The sequence below is a fragment of the Bradyrhizobium sp. sGM-13 genome (genome assembly GCF_018398875.1).
Lineage (GTDB): Bacteria > Pseudomonadota > Alphaproteobacteria > Rhizobiales > Xanthobacteraceae > Bradyrhizobium.
The window spans coordinates 1-21,981 of record NZ_JAGWDK010000040.1 but is presented as its reverse complement, the minus strand read 5'-3'; the positions used below and the strand labels follow the sequence as shown (position 1 = coordinate 21,981).

The following is a 21,981-nucleotide window of genomic DNA, read 5'->3' as shown; positions in this document are numbered from 1 at the left end:
CCGCACCGAAGGGTAAGCGTTTAGCGTCGCTTCTTCCGGGCGGTGGGATGGCTCTGCCAGAGTCTGGCAGCCGCGAATGAGGCAGCGATTGCGATGATCGTAGCACAGACGAGCGCCACGACGAGAACTGCTACCCAGATGGACTGGGAGCCTTGAGCAACAACGGTAAGCTCAAATCGCTCCATTTCTAATCCTCGAATTCTTCGCGCTCGCGCTTGGAGCGTGCGATCTCACCGTCCGCGTGCTTGAGCACGCCGTCATACAGCTCATACGCAGGCGAGAACTTCGAGAGCGTCGCCAAAATCTCCTCGCACTTCTGCTTCGACTCGATGTCCCGTGCGAACGGCTCGCCCGCCGCACCTTCCCGCATGCCGCCAACGGATGCGGAAAACAAGGCAGAGCCGACGTACTTGAGGGCGTCTGCCCCGGCACGCTGCGCCCGGGTCATCAACGCGAGCACAAAGTCTTTATGAGTGAAGACGAAGGTGTGAGGTGCCTCCTCCAGAAGGTTTGCGATGATCTTAAACCCGGCCTCATCCGCTGTTTCCGACCAGCGCTCAAAGAACTGGACGACCTCTTCATCAAACGCGCCAAAGGCCGCCTCAAATAGCTCGCGGGCCCGGTAGTTGAATAGAAAACGCTGGTCTTCCTCGTAACCGGCGCTACTGATCCATTGCACTGTCTTGGCGAGCAGTGCACCATAGTTCGGCGCCTCCTTGAACTTGAGGGGAACATGGACATATGGCCCGTGATTCGTCGGCCGGTACTTCCATGCCTTCGTGGACACCGCACGTTCAACGCGGGCGATGAAGAAGGCCAAGGCCATATCAGGAAAGCTCTGTGAGGTATTGGACAGGAATGTCTCGGTCCAATGCCCGTCGAGCTCAGGGACCTCCATCAACTTGTCGAGGAATAATTGCACATCCTCCTTGCTCAAGAGATCAAAGCGAAGCTCCTCGCCAAAGCCGAAAAGGCAGAGCAGCTCGTCTGCAAGCCGAGGATTGGCGCCGATGTTCGTCAACCTGGCAAGTCGTAGCGCCTCCTCCGCCTTCGCTCTGGCGACAGAGCGCAACGCGTGAATGGCTGAGAAGACGGTCCATTCATGCTTTGAAGTAACGACGCGCTCTAGCGCGTCCGCCTCATCGGACTCATAGGGCCGCTGGGCGAAGTTTATCGCCGATAGCGCCCGGCCGACATGGGCTTGCAGCTCAGGGTTGGAGGATGCCAATAATTGCTGCATGACAGCGCGCCCAGCACCTATATCCTTGAGCCACAAGGTTTGCAGCGCGTCTCCAACAAAACGGGCGGTTAAGGACACCGGATCTTTGAGCGCATTTGCAATCGTGGCTTTGGGAAGTGACGACGAGGCCTTGAGCAAAGTTCCATATAAAACGTGAGGGGATGAGGACCCATCGGGGTTCGCGGCCCGTATATGCTCCAGCTGCTCGGCGATAAATTGCCGGAGGCTCTCGCCTTCCGGAAACTTGGCAACAAGCTCAGACGCAAGCGATTGAAGAAACTTATTCCAGTCGACTTCGAAGGTCTTTGGATTGAATCGCCGAAACTCCATGCCATATCCGTCGCTAAGCGTGGCAAAGACGCGGTAGTCTAGCGATGCCGTCAGGGTCTCCTTCAGCTTCTTGGCAGGCTTTGACGTTGCGGACTTGCTGTACTGTTCGTGCCAGGAAACCGCCTTGGTAATGCCGACAAGGACAAGAGGATCATAGCTGTGCAACCGCACCGCCCGGTCAAGGTCTTCAATTGTCTCGCAGAAGAGCCCCGTCCACTCTTCATAGAGCTCTTTTCCGGCGTCCATCGGGTACCGCAGAGCATGACCGAGTGCTTCGGCAGCCCGTGTCGATACTCGGATGTTTGAGTTTCCAAGAAGCTCAATAACAGCCGTCAATGCGCGCTTTCTCAGCGGGGCCACCGCTTTGGGAGTTACGGTGAATCGATTGAAGGTAATTGTGTGATTTTGGCTCTGGGTGGTATGGCCGTCGGTCTTGAAGACCGATTTCAAGATGTCCAAGGGCGTGTAATGCGAATCCCAAGCCGCCGGATCGGCTGCTAGCTTCAAAGCGAAATCCACGATCTTTTCATTGAAGATCAGCGGCTTGTTCGGCGCCACTTCGCAAAGCTCCGCCAAGGTGCGGATAGGATGGTTGGGATGCGAGTGAAGCTGCCGGGTATCATCCTTTCCCAACTCCCACAACGCCATACAGGCGCGTTCCACGTAGTCGAGATTATAGGCAGCATACTTGAAGATGCCCGAGAGCTGAGACGTGAATTCGCCACGGCGGATGAGCGCCTCACCAAATTCGATCGCACGAAGCGGCTGGTAGTAGGCAACGCCCTCCACCGCACGAATATGCGGGTCCTGATAGTCTGAGCGGGGCTTAAGCTTGCGCCAGATCCCGTTCAGTAGGTCACTATTACTGGCGTCTCCGTTGGAGAGCCGCCAGTCAAGCTTGCCAAGATTGAGAAGGAGAGCATCTGCGAGCCTGTCCCCCGCTAGATCGAAGGCGGCCTCGGCATACCCCGTGGATTGGCGATCGGTACCGACACACGCGGCCTCAATCACGTAGTCTGCAAGGACATCAGGAGAGAGCCGGTACCGTGCACCACGTTTGAACAAAACCCCGGCGTCGATCAATAGTTTGAAGAGCCTGCTGGTATCGTGAGGAGCAATGTGCACGAGCTGCTCGATGATGTTGAGCAATTGCGGATCATCGAGATAGAACGGCTGGAAGAGAGAAATGACACTTAGGAGCTTCTTGATGGGTTCGCCGTCCGACTTCTGGCCCAGCTCACCGGCGATGACATCTTCAAATCTGCCAAAGAGTGTCGAGCGGAATGCATCCTCGTTCTTGGCAAGGTCGAAGTGCTTTTTGTCCCTCGCGACGATCTGCGCGCCTACCACGGTGGCTAGCGGACAGTCGTAAGTTAGGTTGGCAATGTCCTTTGCTGCCTTCAGTGGGCCGTCTTCCTTTTTCAACACCTGCTCGGCTAGCTGCTCAGCTTCGGCTTTCGCAAGCGGCAACAGCTTGACCTCCCGGGCCTTTTCGATGAGCGAGAAATTGCTTGCCTGCGCCTTTAAATGGTCGAGGCCGTAAGGTCTCAGCGCCAAAACAAGCTTGGTTTGACCCCTCGTTGCTGCGTACTGGAAGAGGAGAGGAAGATCGCTGCGGTCATGGGCATCGTCAACAACAAGAAGCGATGGCTTTTCGCCAAAGTCTTCTAGGCTGCGTTTAGAAACTTCAGCAGTCCGGGCGAGGAATCGCACGATTGTTGCCTTGGTGGAGGCTTCGTACCCCTCGATGGCATCCTTCAGCACACGCGACTTTCCTGAGCCTCCTGACCCCACCAGGAAGACAACGCGGACCCGTTCATCTTTGAGTTGATCGGAAAGTTCGTGGAGCGGTTCAGTTCGCCCCACGAGCTTCCAGGTATGATTGAACAGGGCTTTCTCGTTCTGGAAGGCCGCGTAAAATTCACCTGTCGTCTCCCAGACGCCTTCTTCCGTAACCCCGAGAAGCTCAAAGCGGCGACCTGGGAAGAAGATATCCACCAAGGCGAGCTGATCCACTTTTGCCAACGCCCGGATCTTGAGGGACAGGTCATCCTTGTCCCACAGCTCCCATCCTTTATGCACGGCGAGAGCTTCGCGCGTTTGCGGACTCGCGACGCGGCTGAGCACTAATACCTTCTTGCTGGCCCTAACGCTGTGCTTGGCGACCGCTGCATGGACTTTCTGTGGACCGAACTCCTCCACGCGCTTGCACTGGAACGAGTGTTTGGCGCCGTTCGGTAGGGTCACCATGACATCGGTGCCGTCCTGTGTGTGCCCTTGGCCTCCGGCCCGATGGACCTGCGCATCCGGGTACATCCGTTGCAGGAGATGCGCGCATAGCCGCTCAAATGAGTCCGGGGTAAGCGCATCAACGGGAAACGGCTTGTCAAAGCTCGCCACGACAGTGGGCACCGAATAGCCTGCGGCTTCAACGAGCTGTTCGGGCGCGACACCCAAGGCGCTGGCGATCTGAGGGATCTGGTTTTCGCGGGGCCGTGAAAGCCCAGCCTCCCAGCGGCTTACAGTCTGCTGCGTGGCCTTGAGCAAATCGGCAAGGTCTGCCTGCCGCTCGATGCGGGCGGCCACGCGTAAGCGCACAAGAAGGTGACCGAACTTCTCGTACTTAGCCTTGGTATTTTTAGCACTCGTATTTTGTGTTGTCATTCTCGTACACATAATGTGAGTTCGAGAATGTGTCAAGATGTCACCGGAACCCATCCATTAAGCGATTGATAAGGATAGAGTAATTTTATTAAAAGGCTTTCCGTTCCGTAGCGTCGCTGTTCTCAATAAGGGGAAGATCGATACTGGGAATCTCCGGCATGGCCTTCCCGGCGATGGCCTGCAGATCGCCGACCATACCCGCAGTCGACTCGATCACTGAGACGATCTGTGTTTCGCGTTTGGACCACTGCCGGGCCATGAACTTGCGCTCCTTGTCGAGGTCCTCGCGCATATCATTGAATTTCTCGACCACGGCCTCCACGCGCTGCCGAAATTTCGTGCCGGTCAGATAATGGTAGACCTGCTCCATCTTGGTTTGCTGCCCCTCCTGAACGAGCCGGGAGCTGTTCACCTCAATCAACGTCTGCCGAAGAGCTACCGCGACGGGCAGGGCACATCGCGGATGAGCCACCCAAACACCATCGATTAAATCAAACTGCTCAATGTGCTTTGGAAGCGCCTGGGAAATAATGAGCGCTACGTCAGCGCCACAGCGCCGCTGGTCGTCGCGGAGCTTTGCCAGCCAGCCGTCACTCCAGGCCTTGGTGCGCTTCGATTCCCAAAGGATGATACCGGCAGGCTGACCGATGGAGCCGTTGACTTGCTGCACAACGTCGGCGCCCAACTCTCCTTTACCGACCGGCTCGATAAGATCGGTCGGGAAGCGTCCACGCAGAAGCTCTTCGAGTTCAAGCTCAAGGACCTCCCCCTGAGATTGTTGCGACCCTTGCTCCGCCTTACGCTTCAACTCCTCGATGGTGCGGGCCATCGACTCAATGGTCTGGTCCTTCTCCAGTACTCGGAGCCGGGCTGCCTCATCTGCCTCCCGCTTGGCTTTGGAGCGGATATCATCCACGGAAGCCTGGACCCGTTTTTCAACGGTAAGGTCCAGTTCGCGCTTTGCCTCGTCGAGCGCGCGCTCCTTGCGCATCAGCTCGGCCTGTGCCTGCTGCGCCTCCGCGAGCTTCGCGTTGTTGGCTTCCAAGATCTTACGAAGTTCATCAAGCTCGGCACCCTTTGACTGAAGTTCCGCAGCGGTAGCTTCCCTTGCTTTCTTGGCCTCGGCAGCAACAATCTGACTGCGTTCGGCCGAGAGCCGCTGCTTTACCTGGTCTTCGATCTGCTCTCGTGATTTTTCGAGCTGTTCGCGCTCCTGACGCAAGGCCTCGATCTTCCGCGCAACATCGGCATCCTTGCTCGCCAACTGCTCTTGAAAACGACGGCGTGTCTCCTCGATCAGAGGAGCGGCGAGCGACTCCGTGAGCTTGATCTCATGGTTGCAGTTAGGACAGTTGAGAGTCGGCTCCTGCACCCCGTTGCCCATAGTTGCCTTCAAATTCATAGCCCCCCCTTGTTGCTATTGTACCAGAACAGCGGTGCCCGGACAGTCTCGGCGCAGCGCTGATTCACGCAATACCCAATTTAGTTGTTGAACTTGAGAGCAAAATTCGAAGGGCAATGTGGCTTTCGCCTTGCAGCAGACCCGCCGCAAACCTAAAGTTGTGGAATACTGCACGAATCGAGCGGCTCCGGCGCAGCTCGGCTTTTTTTAGGTTTGGCAATTATGCTCTTAGAACAGATCGACATAACGAATTTCAAAGGTCTCAGAGCGGCGACATTCAAGGCGACAAAGTTCTCTTGTCTTGTCGGAGAGAACAACGCCGGAAAATCGACGGTTCTCCAAGCAATCGTCGGTGCGTTGAAACAAGTCAGCCTTTCGTCGTCCCAACTTTATGACCCCGAACTCTGCGGAGAGTTCAAGCTAGTCTTCAGCGGCATCGGCAATGCTGACTTAGAGAGACTCGGCGAAACCCACCGAGGGAAAATAGAGCCGCTTGTTGTGCAAGGGCGTTTTACGCTCATTGTACGCTGCAAAGCTGGCGAGAAGGCCGAATATCGCATTTTGAGGAAGGTCCCCCGGGAAGCGCGGTACCGGGACGAAGCCATAGAGCAGGTTTTTAAGGGAAAACGGGGAGGCAATGCGATACGCGCAGCATTGGAGGAAAGCTATCCTGAATTTATTGCCAACGCCCCAGAAGACTTAAGCACGATCGCAAAGGCGACAGAATACTTGCAGCATTGCCTCGCCATCTTGAACGAGGAAGAGCTTGAAATGGTCGACGGTCCGCTCCCGTCAGGCATGGCTCCCTCGATCACTACGCTTATGCCGGAGCCAATCTACATTCCAGCGGTGAAGAACTTAGCCGATGATATGAAGACAACACAGTCTACATCGTTCGGCCGCCTGTTAGGGCTGTTACTCGAAGATATGGAGCCGGACCTAGCTCGTATTTCGGATTCGCTCCTTCAACTCGATACACTGCTCAATCGGATCACACGGGATGGACTTCGAGTGGATGAGCGACATGCGAAGGTAAGATCGCTGGAAAATCTGCTTGAAGGGATACTCTGCCAAAACTTTCCCAGCGCGAAGGTCGAACTAGCAATCCCACCTCCGCAACTGCGGACAATATTGAATACGGCGGAAATCTATATCGATGACGGCTCTCGGGACCTTATCGAAAACAAGGGGGACGGCATTAAGAGGTCACTCACGTTTGCACTGCTTCAGGCATACGTGCAAAAGCAGCGAGAAAGAACTGACGAGGGGGCAGCTCAAAGGCCCCTGCTATTCTTGTTCGAAGAGCCGGAGCTATATCTTCACCCGCGCTCACAAAAGGTGTTGTTTGACACCTTGGCCGCTATTTCAAGCGCGCATCAGGTAATCGTCACTACACATTCGCCTCTCTTCTTCGCACCAGGCGTAACGGCCGGATTTACGAGAGTTGCCAAGGAAGCAAGCGCTCCGAAGCCTGTCGGAGTTCTGTACCCGATCGATTTTGCTCTCGATGGAGCGTCCGCCGAAGTGTTTCGTCTGGCTCGGTTTGAGAATGCTGACGCCGCGTTCTTCAGTTCGCGTGTCGTGCTATTTGAGGGTCAGTCAGACGATAGTTATCTCAAGCATATAGCAAGGAAGCTAAGCCTGGATTGGGACTTTGAGAGAAAGAGCATCGGACTGGTTCGGGTCGATGGCAAAGGCAATTTTGGTAAGTATCGAGCCTTTTTTCAGTCATTCGGCATGAAAGTCATGATTGTTGCCGATCTCGATGCTCTCTTCAAAGACTACGAGCATCTCGGCGCCAACGAGGCTAGCAACGCCATCCGCGCCACAGCGATTCAAAGCATCGACGCCAGAATCCAGGAGACTGGCCTGGCCGCCACGCCAACTGCTTCTCAAATACGAGATCGGTTTAATCGGCACAGCTTTAGAGCGAAGTATACCAATGCCAGGGCCGGGCTCCGCAATATGCAGGCTACGAGGGTCGTGGACGATGATGCCTTGGCGCAGCTTGACTCGCTCTTCTCGTGGGAAAGCGAGTTGACACGCTGTCTCGCATGCCGCGAGGACCCAGTTTGCGCGACGGCAATAGTTCCACTTCTAGATCACCTAAAGACGCAGGGAATTTGCGTTCTTTCAAAAGGAGCCATCGAAGAATACTACCCTGATGGTTGTCCGGCGGACGGATCGAAGCCAAATCGAGCGCTCAAAGCAGCGTCCATGATAGAAACAGAGGCACATGCATTGGCGCTAAGTCAACCGCTCGGTACCGGGAGGTCGCCGGAGCTGAAAGAGATCCTGGCGGAATTGTTCTCAGGCCTATGAACGACGGAAACGATGCAACCGGAATGAAATCAGTTCCTGCCAAAGCGCAAGCGGCACAGCCAAGCTACGAGCTGCATTCATTGGGATGGAAAGCCTTCCAGCAGCTCTGTGTGGCAGTGGCAAGCGAGATCTGGGGACAAACGGTCCAAGGTTTTTACGACACTCATGACGGCGGTCGGGATGGTGCCTTTCACGGTCAGTGGAAGGTACAATCGGGAGAGACCCTTAGCGGGTCCTTCGCGGCGCAATGCAAATTCACGTCCCAGCCCGCCAAAACGCTACGTTTAGCTGACCTGAAAGACGAAATCTCAAAGATAGAGCGGTTGGCCGAGCACGGCCTCGCGGACAACTATTTTCTCTTCACCAACGCACGCTTAACGGGGACTTTCGAGGAAAAGCTTCGAAGCACCGTTCTGGCTATTTCCGGTGTAAAACACTTTGCTGCCTATGGAAGCGATAGAATTTCGCAGTTCATACATGAATCCCCACGTCTCCGAATGCTGGTGCCACGCATTTATGGGCTGGGCGATCTCAGCCAAATCCTCGATGAGCGCGCGTATGCTCAATCTCAGGAAATCTTGAGCGCGCTAGGAGACGACCTTTCAAAATTTGTACTTACCTCAGCCTATCGGAAGGCAGCCAAAGCTCTCATTGAGCACGGCTTCGTTTTGCTGCTCGGTGAGCCGATGTGCGGCAAATCCACTATTGCGGCGGCCCTCGCATTGGGAGCTCTCGACGAGTGGGGATGCTCAACTATCAAGATTAGAGATGCCGACGAATTCGTGCGGCATTCGAACCCTCGCGAAAAACAGCAGTTCTTTTGGGTTGATGACGCCTTTGGCGCCACACAACTGGACGTGGCTGCAACGTTCAAATGGAACAGCGCGTTTCCGCATCTTCACGCCGCGATCAAACGCGGAGCCAGAGTAATCTTCACTTCACGAGACTACATCTATCGAAACGCTCGTTCCTTCATCAAGGAGGCAGCGCTCCCGGAAATTCTTGAGTCGCAGGTCGTTATCAAAGTTCAGGAATTGTCTCGACCCGAGAAAGATCAAATCCTTTACAATCACATGCGCCTTGGGAATCAAACCCACACGTTCAAATCAGAGTTGAAGCCTCACCTGCCTCCGGTCTCAGCGCACTCCGGGTTTAGCCCGGAGATTGCCCGTAGGTTAGGTAACCGAGCTTTCACAAGGAAGCTTTCGATCGACAGATCAGAGCTTCAGGATTTTGTAGCCAATCCAATGCAGCTCTTGATGGATGTTATTCAGACCTTGGACGTTTCCTCTCGTGCCGCCATCGCCCTTGTGTTCATGAGAGGCGGGCAACTCACAAGTCCGGTCGCCCTCATGCCCGATGAAGCGGAAGCGCTGGCTTTGCTTGGAGGATCTCAATCCGAGGTCCGCAATGCTCTGAACTCTTTGGATGGCAGTCTGCTTATCCAGGTGAAATCGGCCGGATCTGTCGCATGGACGTTCAAGCATCCTACGATCCGCGATGCTTTCGCCACCATAGTGGCCGAGAACCGGGAGCTGCTGGATATATATCTTACAGGAACGCCGGTCCCTCGCCTTTTTCACGAAGTATCGTGCGGCGATATTGGTTATGAAGGCGCAAAAGTGATCGTTCCTCCTGATCGCTTTGCGCTGGTGCTTGGCCGGATTCTTGAGTTTAAAAAGCAGCGTTCCGAGAACACCTCACAAGTTAACCGCTTTCTCGCTTACCGTTGCGATGCTCAATTCCTCCAGCAGTATTTGGCCGCTGAACCCAGCTACCTGAAATCACTCAATTTGTGGTCTTACCTCGACAGCATCTCCGAGATTGGAGTTGTTTGCCGCCTCCACAGCTTCTCGCTTCTGCCCGAAGAAGACAGGAAACGACACATTGCCACGATTCGTGAGTTGGCAGTTGATACCCCGGATTCAGGCTTCCTTGATGGGGAGGTTCGAGCCTTGTTCACTCCTGATGAGTTGGAGGAGTGCCTGACGCACGTTCGTAGCAACCTCCTTTTGAAGCTCGACGATTGCATTAGCAATTGGCGCTTCAATTGTGGGGGCGAAGACGATCCCGAGGAGTACTTCAGTACCCTGGAAGCCACTTTGAGAGACTTCAAGAAGGAGTTTGCTGCCGACCAGAATGTCCAAAAAGCGATCGACACTGGACTTGAGAGAATCAAAAGCATCATCGACGATCTTCAATCGGATCGCCCCTCTCCGCGACGTAGCTCAAACACGATGGGCTCACTCGAAGACACTTGGGAAGGATCACGTTCGATCTTCGATGACGTAGACGAGTAGAAAGTGCGCCTTCGCGCATGAAGGCGAGCCGCTACCGGCTCGTAAGAGGAGCCCCTCCGGGCTCTAAGTACGTGCCCAGCTTGGCCCGCTAAACCTCAGTATCTCTGGATTCTGTAGCCTCGATCGCAGCCGGGTTGATGCGGATAGCAGGCTCGCTGGACATGACCGGCTTGACCTGCCGGACGGATTTCGATCGACGGACGTTAATGGCGGAAGCATCGAGAGTGTTCTTGATGTGCGCCGCATAGAACTTCTCAATCATCTCGACGCTGGTGCGGCAATTCTTCGCGATCTGATAAATATCGGCGCCTTCCATCAGCCTCATGCAGATATAGGTGTGACGCAGGCTGTAGGCCGTGCGTGGCTTGCCATCACGATCAAGCTTCAGCGTGCTTTTCTCAAGCAGCCGATTGAAAAGCTTAAGGTGGTTGCCTGGAAAAACGGGATCGGTAGGCTGGGGATACGTGGGTGGCACCGGAGGACGAGGATTCCTCTTACGCTCGCGGGCTTTTCCCTGCGGCACATACTTTGGCCGACTGAGCAACCGCTCGTAAGGCAGAACCGCGCTCGGCGTGCTCTTGCAGTAGCCTACGCCGCGCTTTCCGCGCACCTCGATTTCTAGAATTTTCTCGCCGCGACGCCCCTCCTCCACGATGGTCACGTCGCGGTGCTGCAGGTTCTTGGCTTCGTCCGGCCGCAGACCGGTGTTGCCGAGAAAAAGAACGTAGTCGTGCAACTGCTCAGCGTTCCAACGGTAATGCGGAGGGCTCGCCTTCGTGTGCTCCCTCGTCGTCGTATACAGCTGCTTGTATTCTTCCGGGCTGAACCACGGCCGATGCACCACCTTTCCCTGCGATTTATACGGAGGCGAGAAGTCGGGAAGGTGCGCGAGCCATTCATGACGAATGGCCGTCTTCAGGACTTGCCGTATGGTCACGATCTCATTGTGAATGGTGCTACGGGCAGGTGGCTTGGGAGGAGCCTTGTCGGGATCTTCGGCGTCAGTCTTGCGCGCCTTTGAAGTGGATATCCGGTGCACCCGGTATTCCTGGACCTTGCCGGGCGTGATGGTCGAGAGACCCATGTCGCCGAAGAACGGCAAAACGTGGAGCCGCAGACGATCCTCGTACCCTTTCACCCAGCGCGGGCTTCGGTGACCCTCGGTGATCACTTCATATTCCTTCAGGAATTGCTCGGCGGCCTTCCGGAAGGTTTTTTCCTTGAGGAGCAGACCCGCCTTTGATTTCCCCCGAAGCGCAAGAAACCAGTCTTCGGCCGCTTGCTTGGCGAGGACGAGATCGTCCTCGCCAGTGGTCGCGCGGTGCTGCCGGCCATTGATGGATGCCGAGCAATGCCAATGCCGCCCCTCCCCCCGCCGATAAACTTGAACCAGACCACCTAGCAGTTCGTGCCGAGCCATCTCCGCACCTCCACGAGCATTTTAGCGCCGTGGAACCAAAAGTCGAATTTTGTGCTAGCTCTGTGCTAGGGCATTTACGAAAAATTAAAGGGTTAGGCGTTTGCCTAACCCTTTGTATTACGTACAATATTTGGTTGCGGGGATAGGATTTGAACCTATGACCTTCAGGTAATGAGCCTGACAAGCTCTCACGAGCCGCTCCGCTTAGGTGCGTTGAGACTGATCAGGTTTGTTAGAAACCTATCCAGTTGCCGACTTATAAGCATTTGCTCGAAGGCTTATAAGTCATGTCTAGCAATCAGTTCTTTGCAGGCAGTACTCACGCCCTTCCTGGTCTGTGCGGAAGGATTCGATGAAGCCCCCTTGCCGCTGGGTGACAAAGATCGTCTTGCCGTCTTTGCCACCGAAGGCGAGGTTTGAGGGCTCTTTGCCCTTGAGCGCGATCTCTCTCTGGGCTTTGCCGTCTGGGGTCAGGACTGCAATTGAACCCTTTAGGATGCGGGCGATGAATAGTTTGCCCTCCGTGTCGGTACGCACCCCGTCGATTGTGTCGCGATCGAACGTCTTGACTAGCCTTGCATTGGTCAGCTCGTTGCCGCGAATTTCATAAGCCCATATCTGACCACTGTCGGACTCGCCGACATAGAGCGTCTTTTCGTCGGGGCTGAGATCGATGCCGTTTGTGGTGCCCATGGCGCGTGGCGCGGTCATCACCTTACCCTGCACCGATCCGTCGGCTCCCTTCGCGATCCGCCAAATCTGGCCGCTGCGTCCCTTCCAGTTCGGGTCGCTCGCGTAGATCGTGCCCTCGCGCGCGATGGTCATGTCGTTAGGCTGGTTCATTTGGTCGGAATGAAACCAGACTTCGGGCATCGCGCTGCCCTTCCTCACCGCGAATATGTTGTGCTTCTTGTAGTCCGCTATGAACATCGTTCCGTCGCGCGCGAAGCGGATCGAGTTGCCGACGCTGCCCTCGGGAAGATCGATGAACTTCTCGGAAGCGGCGCTCCCGGGTGGAAGCTTGCCGATCGTGCCCTGTCTGCCGAGATTGACGACATAGAGATTGCCGTCGAGATCGACGGCCGGCCCTTCGATGCCCGACGTGTATTCGCCCGCGGGCGTGGCCTGGACGCTTTCGAACAACTTCACTTCGGCCGGCGCGGATGTCACGGCGGCCAGGCTCTGCATGGCGCTACAGCAAAGGCACCAGAAGGTCCTGACGGATATAGTAGCCATCTGCATCGGCGCACTCGCCGTTGAGGAAGATATCGGCAGGCCGATAGAACCGGCTGAAGCCGGGCTTACCTGCAGCGTTCTTTTGTGTCACCACGACGACCTTCGTCGTCGGGATTTCGCCGCATTCCTTGTCGGTCTTGCTAACGAATTTCCGCTGGACGGGGCCGGGCTTGATCCGCATCCTTGTTCCGGGAACCATCGTCCCCGCCAGATAATCGGCAAGGTTCAGAACCTGCGCGTAGCCCGGCTCCGTCTGGGGCAATTTCTCTCCTCCTGGAGGCATCAGCTTTTCCGCGCCGAGTCCGCGGAGGCGGATGCGCAGCTTCCCGGAATCGGGGTCTCCTGGATAAATCCAGCCGTCCTGCGCGAGTATGAAGCGCAGGACCGTTTGATCTTTCTCAGCCCCCGGCTGTCCCTTCTTAAGCCCGAAATCGGAATGGCAGCCGAGACAGTGCTTCTCGACCAGATTGGTCCGGACGGAAGTCAGGCGAGCCTTGTTCTTGGAATCGTTCGTGACGAAGCCGGCAAGCTCGTCGATCTGCTCGGGTGTCCGCACGCCGCACGGCAGCGGATCGGGCGGGTTGCCGGAAGCGCGGTCGATGCGGATCACTGCCTGGTTCTTGTCCTCGGCGATCCAGATCGCACCATCGGCCGCGACCGTCATGCCGACCGGCGCGCCCTGCGGCCGCGCGCCGTTCACCCGGTACCAGCCGGATATCAGCTCCTCATAGGCGGCGGCCGGAGCATTTCCGGCGTCGGTCTGAAAGGCGCGGCTCGGTTCCGCGCCACAGCTCACCTGATAGCGGACGGGCGGCGGGCTTATTTTCGGGAAGCCGCGGCCGTCTACATCGTAGATGAGAAGACGGCTTCCCGTCGGGCGGTAGCCGTGCAGGGCGACAAGAAGCTTGCCGTCAAGTTCCGGGAATTTGCGCCCGTGATAATACAGCATGCCGAGTGGCGCGCCGTGCGGCGGCAGCAGCGAGTGCGGCGGTTTGTACGCGGCCGTGTTGTTACAGAAATTCTTGTAGGGCCCGGACTGTAGCACCGCCTTAAATTCAGGGCTTGGCGTCGAAAGATCGTAGCAATATGGCCAGCCGTAATGCTTCCCTCTCTCGATCGCGTTGATCTCCTCGTTGGGCAACGGCGCTGGTCGGGGTGGCGCCGGTGAACGCCGAGGTGGCCTATCTGGCGTGCGTACCCACGGTGGTGGACCGGTATCGGCTGGTCCAGGCGCAGAGTTTGTTGGAGCTCAGCCAGGAAGCGCGGTGGCAGCCGGTCCGTTCCTGGCCGGCTGGCTGGTCAGCACGTTCTCCGCGCCGACCGCGATCCTGGCCGACTCAGCCTCGTTCCTGCTCGCCGCCGCGTTGCTGTCGCTCGTGCCGAGCGCGCGGCTGCCGGCTCAGCGGCCGGGTCGACCCAGCTACTCGGCCAAATGGCCGAAGGGCTGACCACCGTGTTCGGCACCCCGATTCTGCGGGCAGTCACGTTGGCCACTGGCACCTTCATCTTTTGGTACAACGCATACTCGGCGGTCTTCCTGCTGCACCTGACGAAAGATCTGGGTTTGGAGGGCGGAACTGTCGGCGTGGTGCTCGGCATCGGTGCACTCGGTGGCGTCGTCGGCGCGGTCACCGCACCGTGGGCGGGACGTGCGATCGGGCTTGGGCCGTTGCTGATGGTTGCGCTGGCGCTGAGCGCTGGAGGCATGAGCTTGGCGGCGCTTCTCGCCCAGCCGTGGTGGGCCGCGGTAGTGTGCTGGCATTGTCTCAGTTCCTGCTGTCGGTTGGCGACGACGCCCTTGCTGTTCGGCTAACGGTTCCCATCACCAGGGTCTGTAGAGGACTCTCACCTCCAAGTCATCGACCGGACACCACTCCGATCAAATCGCGCCACTCACGGCGCTCCGCGCCATGCCTGGCGCACCAAGAAAAAGCCCAGGATGACCTCCCGGGCCTCTTCACGTAGAGCACTGCATCAGCACCTAGCGGAAATAGGCGCGGATCGCGACCGCGTCGGCCTCACGCGGTGTTCTGCCGGCGAGATGGCCTTCGATCACGCGTCGGCAGATGAGTTGCATTGACGTGTCGCTAAGGTCCTTGGCCGCCGCAAGCACAGCCCAAGTTTCCGAGATCAGGGAATTGCGTTCTGATGTGATCACGTTCATGTCGTGTGGCTCCTCACGCATCGACGCAAACAGGAGAGCCGGCCAGACGCGGCGTGGATTCCCCGACGTAGCTGCCTCCCATTGAGACGCTGGCGTCCTTCGCCACGTATTGAACGGCACCGCTGCGCACGGCGCGGATGCCCTTCATGCCAAGCAGCAGGCGATCGTTCGGCAGCCGACGGAACGATGTGATGGTTAGGTAAAAATGGTTGCTGCATTTCTGCTCTCTTGCACGAGCTTAGCGCAAAGTGCTTCTGCTTGAATGCGGCGAGCGGAGGTCAAGCGCGTCTCGTCCGCCGGTTCACGATGGCGGGCCGCCAACTGAGGCGGTCCTACTCTTGCAGGACTTCATGTTTGGATTTCCTCGACTGGCCCAGCTCATCACATCCCTTCGCGAGCTTTTCTGCGCAGTAGCGATTGGCCAGGAAGCCGAAATACCGAATACGTTGAAACCCGTCGGGAAGTACGTGAAGCAGGAACCGACGGATGAATTCGTCAGCGCCAAGCGTCATCGTCTTTTGACGGTGGCCATTGCGATAATCTTTCCAGCGAAACTGAACCTTGCCGTCGTCGACATCGAGGAGGCGATTGTTAGAGATGGCGATGCGGTGCGTGTATCGTGCGACGTATTTGAGGACTTGTTCAGGTCCGGCGAAGGGGCGCTTCGCGTAAACCACCCAATCCTTCTTCTGGATAGGCGCGATGTGACGCAAGAAGGCGTCGCGCGTCCGAAGGGATTCCAGCGAGGAAAAGAACTGCAAGTCTCCGGCGTCGAAGGCCTTCCGGAGATAATCGAGAAACAGTCGCGCCAACACGAGAACGGGCAAAAAGAACTTGCGCCGGCAGGAAATCCATCGTGTACCATCCGGAGAAATGCCCCCACCCGGAACCACGCAATGCAGATGCGGATGGTGAAAAAGAGCCTGACCCCAAGTATGAAGCACCGCGAAGAATCCGATTTGTGCGCCCAAATGCTTGGAGTCAGCTGCGATGGTGCGCAACGTCTCGCTGGCGGCCCGGAACAGAATGCCGTAGACGATCTTCTTGTTTTGAAGGGCAATAGCTGCAATGGACTGCGGTATGGTGAAGACCACATGAAAATACTGGGTGTCGAGAAGTTCTGATCGACGGTCGTCCAACCACTGGGCACGAGCCAGTGATTGGCATTTTGGGCCGTGGCGATCACGACAACTATTGTAGCAGATGCGCTGGTGGTCACAGTGATCGCAGCGCTCAACATGACCACCAAGTGCCGCAGTTCGACACAATTCGATCGCGCTCATGACGCGACGCTGTGCGGTGCATAGCGAGGCGTCATGGCTCTCACGATAGGCTGCGCCGTAGCGGCGGAATATGTCCGCCACTTCCGGCTCCGAGCGGGCCATCGGTCTGAAACTCAGAAGTGTTTTGGCGGCGCCGGCTGTGGTTCGGCTGGAACTGGATGCGGCAAGAGGTCCAGAGGGCTGGACGTCGCGCAGACCTTGTTGGTCGCGATGCGCAAGTACTTGGCCGTGGTGGCGAGGCTGCGATGACCGAGGAGGAGCTGAATGGTCCGCAAGTCGGTACCTGATTCGAGGAGATGTACAGCGAATGCGTGCCGAAGCGAATGTGGGGTGACGGGTTTAGAGAGATCGGACAACCGATGCGCCTTTTTGGCAGGCTGCTTCTACGGCGTCCTTCGTGATTGGCCGATCATCGTGAATGCCAGGGAACAGCCACTCCTTCGGGCGAACGGCGATCCAGTAGCTGCGCAGGATCTCCAGCAGCATGGGCGACAGCATCACGTACCGATCTTTGCGACTTTTACCCTGCTCGACGCGAACAACCATACGGGCGCTATCGATGGCGGCGGCCTTCAGCCGGACGGCCTCCGAAATGCGCAAGCCTGCCGCGTAGCAGGTGGTCAGGATCACCCGATGTTTGTTGCAATCCACGCAGCTGAGGAAATGCACAACTTCTTCAGGGCTCAGGACGACGGGTAGCTTCTGCGGCTTTTTTGGAAGCGGGATGTCTTCTCCAAAGGTCCAGTCCTCCTTGAGCGTAATCCTGCAAAGGAACCGAAGCGCCGCGACAGCCGTATGGATTGAATTGGGGGCCAACCTCTTCTCGTTCGTGAGGTAGATTTGATAAGTCCGGATGTGCTCGGGGGTCAGCGCATCCGGCGACATACGGAAGTAACGTGCAAACAGCGATACCTGTTGGAGATACGATGCCTGTGTATGCGGCGACAGATTCCGCACCTGCATGTCCTCAGTCATCCGTTGTCGAAGAACCGTCATGGGAAGCTCCTTAAGCGCTGCAAGCAGCGCCTCCAGCATCTCGCAATCGAACTTCGTCGGGAATGCAGGAAGATCAGATGGTGGTACCGAAGCTTGCCACGAGTCGCCTACCGCGAAGCGGTGATGCGCCGGAGGGGGCGGACTGCGTTGTATTAGCGAGGAAGCGGGGTAATGCCCGTGAGGTCGTCGCTATTGGATCGGGTCAACCAGCAATGGGAGGAAGGCGAGTTGTGCGACGGATAGGGAATATGGCTCTGTTGAGCCATATTCGCTATCATCGCTGACCGTCGGCTCTCTGATTCGCCCGTTAAAGATGGACGACCTATGCTCGACAATCCGGAGAAGACCACCCGGCTGCTCGCCGCACTCAAGGCAGCTGCGCCATTTGACGTTGAACTGGCACCATCGTTGATCGAATATCTGCAGGCCGAGAATGTTGCCGATGCTGATCGGATGCACCACGTCGTCTGGGATTTGTCATACGCCGGTGACGAGGGCGGTATCATTTGCCATTTGTCTCGCTCGGAAGAAACAGGCAGAGCGCTTGTCGTCTCCCTCACACATGTGCGCGTGCCGCGCTCGATGCCACTTGCAGCGGCCGTTCTGGATTATCAGAAGCACCGAGTGAAGAAGCTCAAGAAGCAGGGCCGGAGGTAGCATAGAAATGGCGCACGCGATTATCCGAGGAAAGAATGGTCGCCGATATGAAGTGGAGTTTGAAGACGCGCCGGTACGCGTCGAAGTTCATGCCAGTGAGGAGACCGTCGAGATTTTTGTGGAGGCAGATTTTGAAACGCACCCGGAAGAACGGCGACGTTATGCGATAATCAACATCCCCCGCCACCTGTTCAGCGAGGCCACGGGTCGGACGGCGCGACGCACAGCGAAGAATCGTTAAGCTGCCGCGCACTCTGTGCCGCTTCCTTCTTCAGGCCGCCGCCATCGCTGCCTACCGCGGAGCGGTTTAGTCCAATCGGCCCTATGCCGCGCGCGGGATAGGGCGGCTGTACATCACCGCGGCACGGTCGCCGCCGCGATCGGAGCCGCAGAATAGCCAGGACTTGCGCCCCAGCCCGAGTGCACAGGGACAGGTGATGATGAGGACGGCGATGCCGGTGACGATGGCATCATGCCAGCTTGCGCCTGCGATGACCCAGCCGAGGATGGTGAGCAGCGCAGTCGCATGCACCACCGGCGCGTAGAGCCGAGAGGCGCGGTCGGCGAGCCGCCTGTAGCGCGAACGGGCCTGGAGCGCATTGTCGAGCAGCCTCGTGATCTCGGCGAGCAGCGTCGCCTCCGAGGCGGCCGAGACCCGCACCGCAGCGTGCCGGAAATATTGATCGATCCGGCATAAACCGGCGTCCCTGCCCGGCCGTGACATAGAGCGTTTCGCCGGTGATCAGGCTCTGGTCGATCTCGGAGCGCCCCTCGATCACGGTGCCGTCGACGGCGCAGCGCTCGCCGGGCCGCAAGAGCACGATGTCGCCGGGATGAATCGCCGCCACCGGCACCTGCGAGATCTCATCGGGTCCCACGAATTTGGCCGCCGTCTCCGCCTTCAATGCGGCAAGATTGCCGGCGACCGCGCGCGTCCGCCGCCGCGTGTTCTGGTCGAGGACGCGGCCGACCAGGAGGAACGTCAGCAACATGACCGCCGCGTCGAAATAAGCGTGCTCGGCATGATGAATGGTCTCCACCACGGACATGCCGAGCGCCAGGATCACCCCGATCGCAACCGCTAGCGCCTGCACAATCTCGACGCCTGATCGCTTTCACCCGGCCGACGTTTCTCCTCCGCGACTTGGCCCGCCGAACGCATTTCGGCCGGCTTTTTTTGCCGCAATCAAGCCGCGGGCCGCGTTTCGGCCAAGAGGATCAGAGCTGCCAACTGCTGCTGGCGGAGTTGAAGCCCAAAACGACCAAAGGATTGCGCCAGCGCAAGGTGCCTCCTCAGCGAAGTCGTTAGACAATCCGGCAGCTGAAGGAGAAACAGATGAGATCGGATCTGGCGCAATCGTACGGTCACGACAGGCTTCCCCTCTACACAAGCTATCCGACCGCGCCGCACTTTTCGCCAGCGATCGGCGAACCTGATTACCGGATGTGGCTTGGATCCCTGCCGCCCCGCCAGCCGGCCTCGATCTATGTGCACGTTCCGTTCTGCCGGTCTATGTGCTGGTACTGCGGTTGCCACACCTCGGTCACGCAGAAAGACGACCCCATCGCAGTCTATACATCGGGCCTGCGAGCGGAGGCGCACCTAATCGCCGAAACTATCGGCCACCGCCTTCCTATCTCGCACATCCATTTCGGCGGCGGCACGCCGACGATCATGACGCCCGAGACCTTCGCCGATCTCGTCGGCGCGCTCCGCTTCTCGTATTTCGTGTTGCCCGACGCCGAAATCGCCGTGGAGATCGATCCGCGTACCCTGACCGAGCCGATCGCGGAGGGTTTGGGCTACAGCGGCGTCAATCGCGCGAGCCTGGGTGTACAGAGCTTCGATCCTGTTGTGCAGCGCGCCATCAACCGCCTGCAGACTTTCGAGCAGACCGCCACGTGCGTTGAGCGCCTGCGGCGAGCCGGCGTCGGCCGGCTCAACTTCAATCTTATCTACGGTCTGCCGCTTCAGACCATGCAATCGTGCCTAGACACGGTAGCCAAATGCATCGAACTCCGGCCGGATCGCTTGTGGGTGTTCGGTTACGCGCATATGCCCTCCTTCAAGAAGCATCAGCGCAAGATCGACGAACACGCCCTGCCCCAGCCAGTCGAGCGTCATCTTCAGTCGGAATTGATTGCGGAAGCCCTGGTCGACGCGGGCTACGTGCGCATTGGTTTCGACCACTTCGCCCTACCCCGCGACAATCTTACCGCGGCGAAGCGCGAGGGGCGGCTGCGTCGGAACTTCCAGGGTTACACCGACGACACCGCCGAAACACTCATCGGGCTAGGGGCAAGCGCCATCGGGAGGATGCCGCAGGGATTCGCACAGAATGTCGTGGTAACCCGTGATTACCTGGCGCGCATCGCCGAGGACCGGCCCGCCACCCTCAAGGGGTATGGCTTCACGGGTGACGATCGCTTCCGAGCCGATCTGATCGAGCGACTGATGTGCGACATGGCCCTCGACCTGTCGAAGATCGCTCTGTCGCATGGCCGCGATCCGAAGTCGGCCATCGTCGATCGCTCGCGGCTCGATAGCCTCATTGCAGACGGCGCAGTGACCATGGACGGCGACGAGCGACTGTTCGTCAGGAAAGGCGCCGAGTTTCTCGTCAGGACCGTAGCGTCCGCATTCGATGCTCATCTGGCGCGGTCAGTCGCGACTCACAGCCGCACAGTATGAGGCTCCTGGAGCTGCCACACTAGTAGCTTCCCCGAGCATCGTGCAACGGGCCACTGCTCTTGCGACCTTCGCGATAATTGGCTCGTTAAATGTTGCGTCCTCCCGGGCATCGTACTCAGGTGGTTGCACCATTTCCTGCAACTTGCCCCGCCGCGGGGCTTAAATTCGCTGCGCGAGCACCTTGTTTGGCGCAAATTCGACCAAGGAGGCATTGCCTGGATCGGAAAAGGAACAGATCTCCGCAGAATGGATATGTGGCGCGTCACATATCCGTATGCTGGCGATCTCTACATCTTCCGGGAACGCCGCGGCGATCTGGTCAAGATCCTCGGCATGACGCAATAGGCATATCGCGGCAAGTTCATCTGGCCGTCGGCGTCGGCCGACGCGGTATCGATCTCAGCGGCGGTCTCCTGCAATCCGCGAGCTCGCGACTTCGCGCACGAGACTATACGGGTCATCGACGAGGCTAAGGATCTCAGTCACTGGCGCACGGCTTGCGACCTCGTAGCGGATGCGCCAGTCAGGATCATGCCGCAGCAGCGGCACAAGCTGCACAGATAGTCGTCGGGCTATCTCCAGTCTTACCGACGCCTCACGATCGTCGATCATGCGGAGCAACCATTCATTTGGAATGCGCCGTGCCACAACACGGCGGACCTCGGCTTCCTCGTCATCCACCATTCGGGGGAGCAGCATAGGCTCGATCCGACTCGCGACGACAAGGCGAACATAGTAATATTCGTCCGAGGCCATGGGTAGCAATTCTTCACCGTCGAACAGGCTCGCCACCCGCTTCCTCAGCTCGGGATGCGGATGCTTCCGTAATTGCAACGCGTAGCGTCTAGGCAGGCGAAGCATCGCATTCCATTGCACTTTTTCATTGGGATCATCGATCAGCGGCGGCAGCAGCAAGACATTGGCAAACTTCGCCGCGATTGCCCTTACCTCAAAATGCGGATGGCAGAGATAGCGGTCGGCGAGATCCGGATTCCACTCGAAGAACCTCTCGATACCGCGGGGACAACGGTCGTTGACGCAGGCGTGCTTGAGCCGACATCCGCCGGTTTCGCTCAGTGCGAGGTGCTCGCACGACGTGCAATCAAGCCGGTTGCCCTCCCAGTCAAGAGCCTTATCGATATCATCAACCATTGTCCTGCCCACATAGGTCAGGCACGCGCACCTTGGCGTCGACGTCGCCCGCGATCACCAGGATCGCATTGTTCGGTGCGTAGAAGCGCTTGTAGAACGCCAGCGCATCCTCGCGGTCGAGCT

At 57.8% G+C, this 21,981-nt stretch carries 13 protein-coding genes and 5 pseudogenes; 7 read left to right on the top strand and 11 right to left on the bottom strand.

The window, feature by feature from the left end; genetic code table 11:
• Nucleotides 1-187 precede the first annotated feature (187 nt).
• Both KJQ96_RS33535 and KJQ96_RS33530 read right to left on the bottom strand, forming a co-directional pair.
• Complete coding sequence (locus tag KJQ96_RS33535; protein ID WP_213290539.1) at nt 188-4,234, bottom strand: helix-turn-helix domain-containing protein; 4,047 nt, start codon at nt 4,232-4,234, stop codon at nt 188-190.
• A gap of 88 nt (nt 4,235-4,322) precedes the next feature.
• Complete coding sequence (locus KJQ96_RS33530; RefSeq protein WP_213290538.1) at nt 4,323-5,636, bottom strand: DUF2130 domain-containing protein; 1,314 nt, start codon at nt 5,634-5,636, stop codon at nt 4,323-4,325.
• Between the two features lie 222 nt (nt 5,637-5,858).
• On the opposite strand from KJQ96_RS33530, the gene KJQ96_RS33525 reads away from it, so the two are divergent.
• Together KJQ96_RS33525 and KJQ96_RS33520 are read left to right on the top strand one after the other, a co-directional pair.
• Nucleotides 5,859-7,958, top strand: a complete 2,100-nt coding sequence (locus tag KJQ96_RS33525) for an AAA family ATPase (RefSeq protein ID WP_213290537.1) — start codon at nt 5,859-5,861, stop codon at nt 7,956-7,958.
• Between the two features lie 23 nt (nt 7,959-7,981).
• A complete protein-coding gene (locus KJQ96_RS33520) occupies nt 7,982-10,258 on the top strand; it encodes a hypothetical protein (RefSeq protein ID WP_213290536.1) in 2,277 nt (758 codons plus the stop codon).
• Nucleotides 10,259-10,346: 88 nt separating this feature from the next.
• Here the strand turns inward: KJQ96_RS33520 and KJQ96_RS33515 are convergent, their stop codons facing one another.
• The 3 genes and pseudogenes from KJQ96_RS33515 to KJQ96_RS33505 all read right to left on the bottom strand — a co-directional run.
• Nucleotides 10,347-11,678, bottom strand: coding sequence for a site-specific integrase (locus tag KJQ96_RS33515; protein ID WP_213290535.1), 1,332 nt, complete (start codon nt 11,676-11,678; stop codon nt 10,347-10,349).
• A gap of 291 nt (nt 11,679-11,969) precedes the next feature.
• Nucleotides 11,970-12,866: an SMP-30/gluconolactonase/LRE family protein gene (locus KJQ96_RS33510; RefSeq protein ID WP_309142505.1), complete on the bottom strand. Its 897-nt coding sequence runs from the start codon at nt 12,864-12,866 to the stop codon at nt 11,970-11,972.
• Between the two features lie 4 nt (nt 12,867-12,870).
• Nucleotides 12,871-14,052, bottom strand: a pseudogene (locus KJQ96_RS33505) (PQQ-dependent sugar dehydrogenase); the annotation flags it as partial.
• Between the two features lie 127 nt (nt 14,053-14,179).
• On the opposite strand from KJQ96_RS33505, the gene KJQ96_RS40680 reads away from it, so the two are divergent.
• Nucleotides 14,180-14,362, top strand: coding sequence for a hypothetical protein (locus KJQ96_RS40680; RefSeq protein WP_249726843.1), 183 nt, complete (start codon nt 14,180-14,182; stop codon nt 14,360-14,362).
• Nucleotides 14,347-14,727, top strand: a complete 381-nt coding sequence (locus KJQ96_RS40675) for a hypothetical protein (RefSeq protein WP_249726841.1) — start codon at nt 14,347-14,349, stop codon at nt 14,725-14,727. The genes KJQ96_RS40680 and KJQ96_RS40675 overlap by 16 nt, the downstream gene beginning before the upstream one ends.
• 168 nt (nt 14,728-14,895) lie before the next feature.
• On the opposite strand, the gene KJQ96_RS33495 is transcribed toward KJQ96_RS40675, so the two are convergent.
• From KJQ96_RS33495 to KJQ96_RS33480, 3 genes and pseudogenes are all read right to left on the bottom strand, one after another.
• A complete protein-coding gene (locus KJQ96_RS33495; RefSeq protein ID WP_213253721.1) occupies nt 14,896-15,078 on the bottom strand; it encodes a hypothetical protein in 183 nt (60 codons plus the stop codon).
• Nucleotides 15,079-15,440: 362 nt separating this feature from the next.
• Nucleotides 15,441-16,463 (bottom strand): annotated as a pseudogene (locus tag KJQ96_RS33490) (IS91 family transposase); the annotation flags it as partial.
• An 11-nt stretch (nt 16,464-16,474) separates the two neighbouring features.
• Nucleotides 16,475-17,357: pseudogene (locus tag KJQ96_RS33480) on the bottom strand (tyrosine-type recombinase/integrase).
• A gap of 324 nt (nt 17,358-17,681) precedes the next feature.
• Between KJQ96_RS33480 and KJQ96_RS33475 the strand changes: the two are divergent.
• Complete coding sequence (locus KJQ96_RS33475; RefSeq protein WP_057853677.1) at nt 17,682-18,014, top strand: hypothetical protein; 333 nt, start codon at nt 17,682-17,684, stop codon at nt 18,012-18,014.
• Between the two features lie 7 nt (nt 18,015-18,021).
• The gene (locus tag KJQ96_RS33470; protein ID WP_244608661.1) at nt 18,022-18,255 is read left to right on the top strand and encodes a hypothetical protein; all 234 of its coding nucleotides are present in this window, start codon (nt 18,022-18,024) and stop codon (nt 18,253-18,255) included.
• A 105-nt stretch (nt 18,256-18,360) separates the two neighbouring features.
• On the opposite strand, the pseudogene KJQ96_RS33465 reads toward KJQ96_RS33470, so the two are convergent.
• Nucleotides 18,361-19,090: pseudogene (locus tag KJQ96_RS33465) on the bottom strand (HAD-IC family P-type ATPase); the annotation flags it as partial.
• Nucleotides 19,091-19,350: 260 nt separating this feature from the next.
• Between KJQ96_RS33465 and hemN the strand changes: the two are divergent.
• The gene (gene hemN, locus KJQ96_RS33460) at nt 19,351-20,706 is read left to right on the top strand and encodes an oxygen-independent coproporphyrinogen III oxidase (RefSeq protein WP_213253718.1); all 1,356 of its coding nucleotides are present in this window, start codon (nt 19,351-19,353) and stop codon (nt 20,704-20,706) included.
• Nucleotides 20,707-21,105: 399 nt separating this feature from the next.
• Here the strand turns inward: hemN and KJQ96_RS33455 are convergent, their stop codons facing one another.
• Both KJQ96_RS33455 and KJQ96_RS33450 read right to left on the bottom strand, forming a co-directional pair.
• A complete protein-coding gene (locus tag KJQ96_RS33455; protein WP_213253717.1) occupies nt 21,106-21,858 on the bottom strand; it encodes a 4Fe4S-binding leucine-rich repeat protein in 753 nt (250 codons plus the stop codon).
• Between the two features lie 31 nt (nt 21,859-21,889).
• Nucleotides 21,890-21,981 (bottom strand): annotated as a pseudogene (locus KJQ96_RS33450) (insulinase family protein); the annotation flags it as partial.